The 5,111-nt window shown below is 71.2% G+C and carries 3 protein-coding genes and 2 pseudogenes; all 5 read right to left on the bottom strand.

Annotation, left to right across the window (positions count from 1 at the left end; translation table 11 throughout):
- Window positions 1-72: pseudogene (locus NQO67_RS44495) on the bottom strand (ATP-binding protein); the annotation flags it as partial.
- A complete protein-coding gene (locus NQO67_RS43325; protein WP_255956164.1) occupies window positions 53-646 on the bottom strand; it encodes a DUF742 domain-containing protein in 594 nt (197 codons plus the stop codon). The gene NQO67_RS43325 and the pseudogene NQO67_RS44495, both read right to left, overlap by 20 nt.
- A 105-nt stretch (window positions 647-751) precedes the next feature.
- Window positions 752-1,165: a roadblock/LC7 domain-containing protein gene (locus tag NQO67_RS43320; protein WP_255956163.1), complete on the bottom strand. Its 414-nt coding sequence runs from the start codon at window positions 1,163-1,165 to the stop codon at window positions 752-754.
- Between the two features lie 10 nt (window positions 1,166-1,175).
- Window positions 1,176-4,553: a sensor histidine kinase gene (locus NQO67_RS43315; protein WP_255956162.1), complete on the bottom strand. Its 3,378-nt coding sequence runs from the start codon at window positions 4,551-4,553 to the stop codon at window positions 1,176-1,178.
- A 455-nt stretch (window positions 4,554-5,008) separates the two neighbouring features.
- Window positions 5,009-5,111 (bottom strand): annotated as a pseudogene (locus NQO67_RS43310) (ATP-binding protein); the annotation flags it as partial.

Genomic DNA, 5,111 nt, shown 5'->3' with positions numbered 1-5,111 from the left:
CCCGCCCGCCACCACGATCTTCGCGCTGGTGGTCGGCCGGGCGGATCCGCCGCTAGAGCTTGCGAAGTCCACTGAGCACCCTTTCGAGCAGTGTCACGTCAGGCTGGCCGTCGGCGTTGTCGTCGCCGCCGGGCTGGTGGATGGCGACGAGCCCCGCCTCCGCCAGGTCGGCGACGAGGATACGGGCCACGCCGAGGGGAATGGTGAGAAGCGCCGAGATCTCCGCAACGGACTTGATCTCCTGGCACAGATGGCAGATCCGCTGGTGCTCGGGCAGCTGGCCGTGCACCTCATGCAAGGGGATGCTGGTGGACACCAGCGCTTCGATGGCGAGTTGGTAACGCGGACGCGTCCGGCCGCCCGTCATCGTGTACGGCCGCACCAGCGGATGGTCGGGGGAGGGCCCGGGTGCCGGCTCTTCCTCGGGATGCTTGGTGAGGCCGTCCACCGTCTGGATACGCGGACGCGGCTGCTCGTAGGGCAGCGGCGCCGGAGGCTGCTGGGGCCCCGGCTGCTGCGGCGCGTACGGGTCGTCGGGCAGGCCCTGGGCGTGAGGGAAGGCGTAGGCGCCGTAGGGACCGTCCTCCGGGCCCTGAGTCGGCTCGTAGGACCAGCCGGCCTGCGAACCCTTCGGTGGTGTTGCCACGTTGTCCTCCTCCGACTTCCTTCACCCATCGCGCTGGGGGAGCCGTCTCCCGGAGCGTGTCCGAAACTTTACGGCCACAAGTCGAGCAAACGTACCGTCAGACCGCTAGTTGAGAAGGCTTCCTTGGAGTTCGGCGCGGAGCGCAGGGGTCAGAACGCTGCCCGTGCGATCGACGAGAAGGGCCATCTCGTACCCAATGAGGCCGATGTCCGCTTCTGGGTGTGCGAGCACGGCGAGCGAAGAACCATCGGAGATGGACATAATGAAGAGGAATCCTCGCTCCATCTCCACAACTGTTTGGGTCACCGGGCCGCCTTCGAAGATGCGGGAGGCGCCCGCGGTCAGCGAGGTCAGGCCCGAGGCGACCGCCGCCAACTGGTCCGCGCGGTCACGGGGAAAGCCTTCGGACATCGCCAGAAGGAGGCCGTCGGCGGAGACCACCACAGTGTGGGAGACCCCGGGGGTGCTCTCCACGAATTGGGTGATCAACCAGTTCAGGTTCTGTGCCGCCTGGCTCATCGGGCTCACACTAACGCTCCTGGTTGTAGGTGCTGTCAGGTCCGATGGGCCCGCTGTGCGGGCCCTGGCCGGACCGACCCTTGCTGTTACTGCCTTCGCTGTGGCCCCGTTGGATGCCGCGGCGCAGGCTGCTCAGCCTGCCCCGGACGTCCTCGGGAGCACGGGAGACCTGGGGGCCACCCTGCGGAGTCTGTGCTGCGGAGCCCGAGACCAGATTGGCCCGGGGCGTCCGCCGGGGCAGGCCGGAGGGGGTGACCCCGCCTGCCCGGGGTGTGCGCAGCGCCTCGGCGCGTTGCCGGTGCTCGTCGTTGGCCGAACGCCCGACGTCCTGGCCCGACTGCGGTCCGCCCGTAGTGCCGGCGGGTGCCTGCCGGCCCGCGTGCCGCGGGCCCGCGGCGGCGCCGGAGATGCCCTGACCGCCGCTCCCGCGGGAGCCGCGCAGCGGAAGACCGGCGTCGGTCACCTCACGAGTGGTGCTCGGGGCGGGACCTGACGGGGTGAAGCCTACGCGGTCCTGACTGTTCCCGTCAGTAACTGCGGAGGATTCCGCTTCGTTCCCGTAGTTGATCGGATAGGCCGCCTGGAAGCTCCCCTGATGGGCCCACTCGCCCTGGTGGGGGCTGGGCTCATAGCCGTTCGTATGACCCTGGGCGGTCGCCCAGTGGTCCGCCTCGGTCGCCTCCGTATAGCCGGGCTGCGGCGGCCCGGACCCGTTGGCGCCGGACGGCAGGTGACCGGGCAGGTGCCGGACCTCCTCCGTGGCGCCTCCCTGCACGCCCGCTCCAGCGCCGTCCAGGGCGTCGCCCGGCGTGTTGGACGCGCCGGTGACCCCGGCGGCGTCGTAGGGCGCGTAGGCGCCGTTGTAGGCGCCCTGCTGCGGGTCTTCGGGGGCATGGGTGTACCGAGCGTGGTACGAGCCGTTCCAGGCGCCCGGAGCGGCGTGGGGCGCCGCGCCGGGGTCGGTGCTCGCCGCCTGCTGTGCGGCAAGAGGCGGGGTGACGTGCGGTTCTGCGTCCGGACCGGAGTCCTGGTAGGCGTCCTGGTGCATCGGGGTGGCCGGCTCGGGACCACCGGGCACGGGGCCGCCGGTCTCGGCCGCCTGCCGCTCGCTGCGCCGCAGGGAGCGACTGACCGGATCCAGGTCGGGGGCCGCGCCGGAGTCCGCGTAACGGCTGTCGTCGAAGCCGAGTTCGGCCGCCGTACGGAGCGGAGCGGAAAGGTCCGCTTGGCGTTCGGGAATGATGGACGAGACGGTGAACTCGGGCTCCTGCTCGGCGCCGGCACCACCACCGTGGGTGATCCGGTCCGGCAGCATGACCAGTGCCGTGGTGCCCGCGTGCTCGGACGAGGGCCGCAGCTGCACCCGGACGCCGTGCCGGTCGGCCAGCCGGCCCACCACGAACAGGCCCATGCGCTGCGAGAGCGAGGCGTCCACCGCCGGCGGATTGGCCAGCTTGTGATTGACGTCGGCGAAGTCCTCGGGCGTCAGGCCGATGCCCTGGTCATGGATCTCGATCATCACCCGGCCGTCCGGCAGCCGGGTCGCGGTGACCCGCACCCTGGTGTCGGGGGAGGAGAACACCGCGGCGTTCTCCAGCAGTTCGGCCAGCAGGTGCATGAGGTCGGTCACGGCCAGGCCGTGGATGTCCGCCTCGGGGACGCCGACCAGCTGGATGCGGTGGTACTGCTCCACCTCCGACGCGGCCGCGCGCAGCACGTCGACCAGCGGCACGGGGCGGCCCCAGGTGCGGCTCGGCTCCTTGCCGGAGAGCACCAGCAGGTTCTCGCCGTTGCGCCGCATGCGGGTCGCCAGATGGTCCAGCCGGAACAGGGTGGCCAACTGGTCGGGGTCGGTCTCGCGGCTCTCCAGGTTGGTGATGAGGGACAGCTGTCCCTCGATGAGCATCTCGTTGCGCCGGGAGAGATTGGCGAAAATCGCATTGACGTTTCCGCGCAGCATGGCCTGCTCGGCGGCGAGCCGGACGGCCTCCCGGTGTACCTGGTCGAAGGCCCGGGCGACCTCGCCGATCTCGTCCGTGGTGGTGATCGGCAGGGGCCGTACGCGGGTGTCGACGCGGCCCGGCGCGGTGCGGGAGAGCTGGTCGACGATCATCGGCAGCCGCTGCTGGGCGATGTCGAAGGCGGCGGTGCGCAGGCTGCGCATGCTCCGGCTCATCTGCCGGGCCATGAGACCGGCCAGCACCAGCGCCGCCAGCAGCGCCACGAGGACCGCGGCACCGGTGATGAACGTGGCGCGCCGGGCGTCGTCCGCGACACCCGCGGCCTCGTTCACCGCCTTGTCCGCCAGGTTCGCCTCGATGGTCCGGTAGGCGTCGAACTTGGCCGTGTTCGCATCCCACCAGCTCTGCTCCGTGATGCCCTGGCGGGCCAGGGCCTTGCGGTCCGCCGACCCGGTACCGGGCAGCGCGGCCAGGCCGTCGACCATCTTCTCCAGGGGCGGCGCCGGGACCACGGTCTCGCCCGCCGCCTTCGCCGCCTTGGCGCGCTCCTCGGCGGCCTGCTCGGTGTCGGCCTGGAGCTGCGTGCGGGCCTGCGCGAGGGCCGCCGCGTCCTGCGGGGTGCCGCCCGAGCGGTACTCCTCCGTGGCGATGCCCTCCAGGTAGGCGTACGAGCTCAGGGCCACCCGCTGGCGCCCCAGGTCGCTCGGTTTCGGACCCGGCTTGACCAGCAGGTGCATGCCGATGGAGCGCTCCAGCGAGACCGCGGCCTTGGTCAGCGAGATGGAGTAGACGGTGCGGCCGTAGCTGGTGATGTTGCCGGTGCCCAGGCCCAGCTCGTTCGCGAACTCCATCAGCGGGTGCTGGACGGCGACGTAGCCCTCTTCGGTGCGCACGCCGTCCAGCTCGCTGGTGTAGGCGGCGGCGCGGAGCTTGGTCAGCCTCGGCTCGGTCTTGCGGAAGGCGGCCAGACGGCGCTCGAGGCCGGCCGTGTGCGGCATGTCGCGGGTGGCCGCGTCGAAGGCGGCGGCGGCCCGGTCGGTGGCGGCGCGCGCCCGGGCGACCTCGGGGGCCTTCCGGTCGCCGCGCAGCAGCGGGGCCGCCGAGATGTCGCGCTCGTCCACGAGCCGCTGGCTGTAGGTGAGCGCGGCGCGCACCAGACGGGCCGTGCGCTCCGCGTCCTTGGCCTCCTGCCAGGTGTCGACCGACCCCTTGACCTGGAAGCCGCCCATCACGAGGCCGACCACCACGGGGATCAGCAGGATCGCGTAGAGCTTGGTGGGCACGCGCCAGTTGCGCGGTCGCAGCCGGCTGCCCGCAGGGGAGGGCGCCGCGGGAGCGGGGCGGTCCGCTGGCGATGTCGCCGTATCGGACGGCGGGGTGAAGTTGCCCCGCGACGTCGCTGCGGGATCGTTCTTGCTTCCACTCACTCGGCATCAACCTCTCGGCATCGGCACCGGGCCGCGTGCCGCCGTCGTTCACCGCCCCTTGTGCATGTCGGCAGTTCTCGCATTCCAGCACGTCAGCTGCGTGTTCTCCAAACAGCAGGGGCCGGATCCAGGCCGTGACGCGCGTCGCACATAAAACGGGCATAAAGATAAAGCCCCGCCAAAAGGCGAGGCTCACGTCAGCACAGCGGTACCGAGCGACCGCGACGCGTGGTGGGCTCGTCGCGATTCTCTTTCGAAACGTTATGAACATCCCAGGTGGTCGTGTCCAGTGACACACCCACCGCGGTCGGCCGGGCGACACCAACTCCCCTGGGCCTGCGCGGACTTGGCAGGGCCCACAGGCTCGGCTCGGGGCTTCCGGACCGCTCCGACCAGCACCGTAGCCGTCCGCCGGCCTCGTGTACACGAGACCAGCGGACGGCCGCGGTGCCCTTCTAGCGCAGTCGGGCCATCAGCGCGTGCTCCACCAGCGTGATGAGCGCGCTCTTGGCGTCGGCGCGATGCCGTGCGTCCGTGATGATGATCGGGGTGTCCGGC

It is taken from the genome of Streptomyces odontomachi, assembly GCF_024435355.1.
Lineage (GTDB): Bacteria > Actinomycetota > Actinomycetes > Streptomycetales > Streptomycetaceae > Streptomyces > Streptomyces odontomachi.
Note: the sequence above shows the minus strand (reverse complement) of the source record. Positions and strands in the feature narration are given on the sequence as shown.

Bases quoted from the DNA above. Each gene is read 5' to 3' on its own strand.
- NQO67_RS43320 (WP_255956163.1), bottom strand. From the start codon at position 1,165: ATGAGCCAGGCGGCACAGAACCTGAACTGGTTGATCACCCAATTCGTG.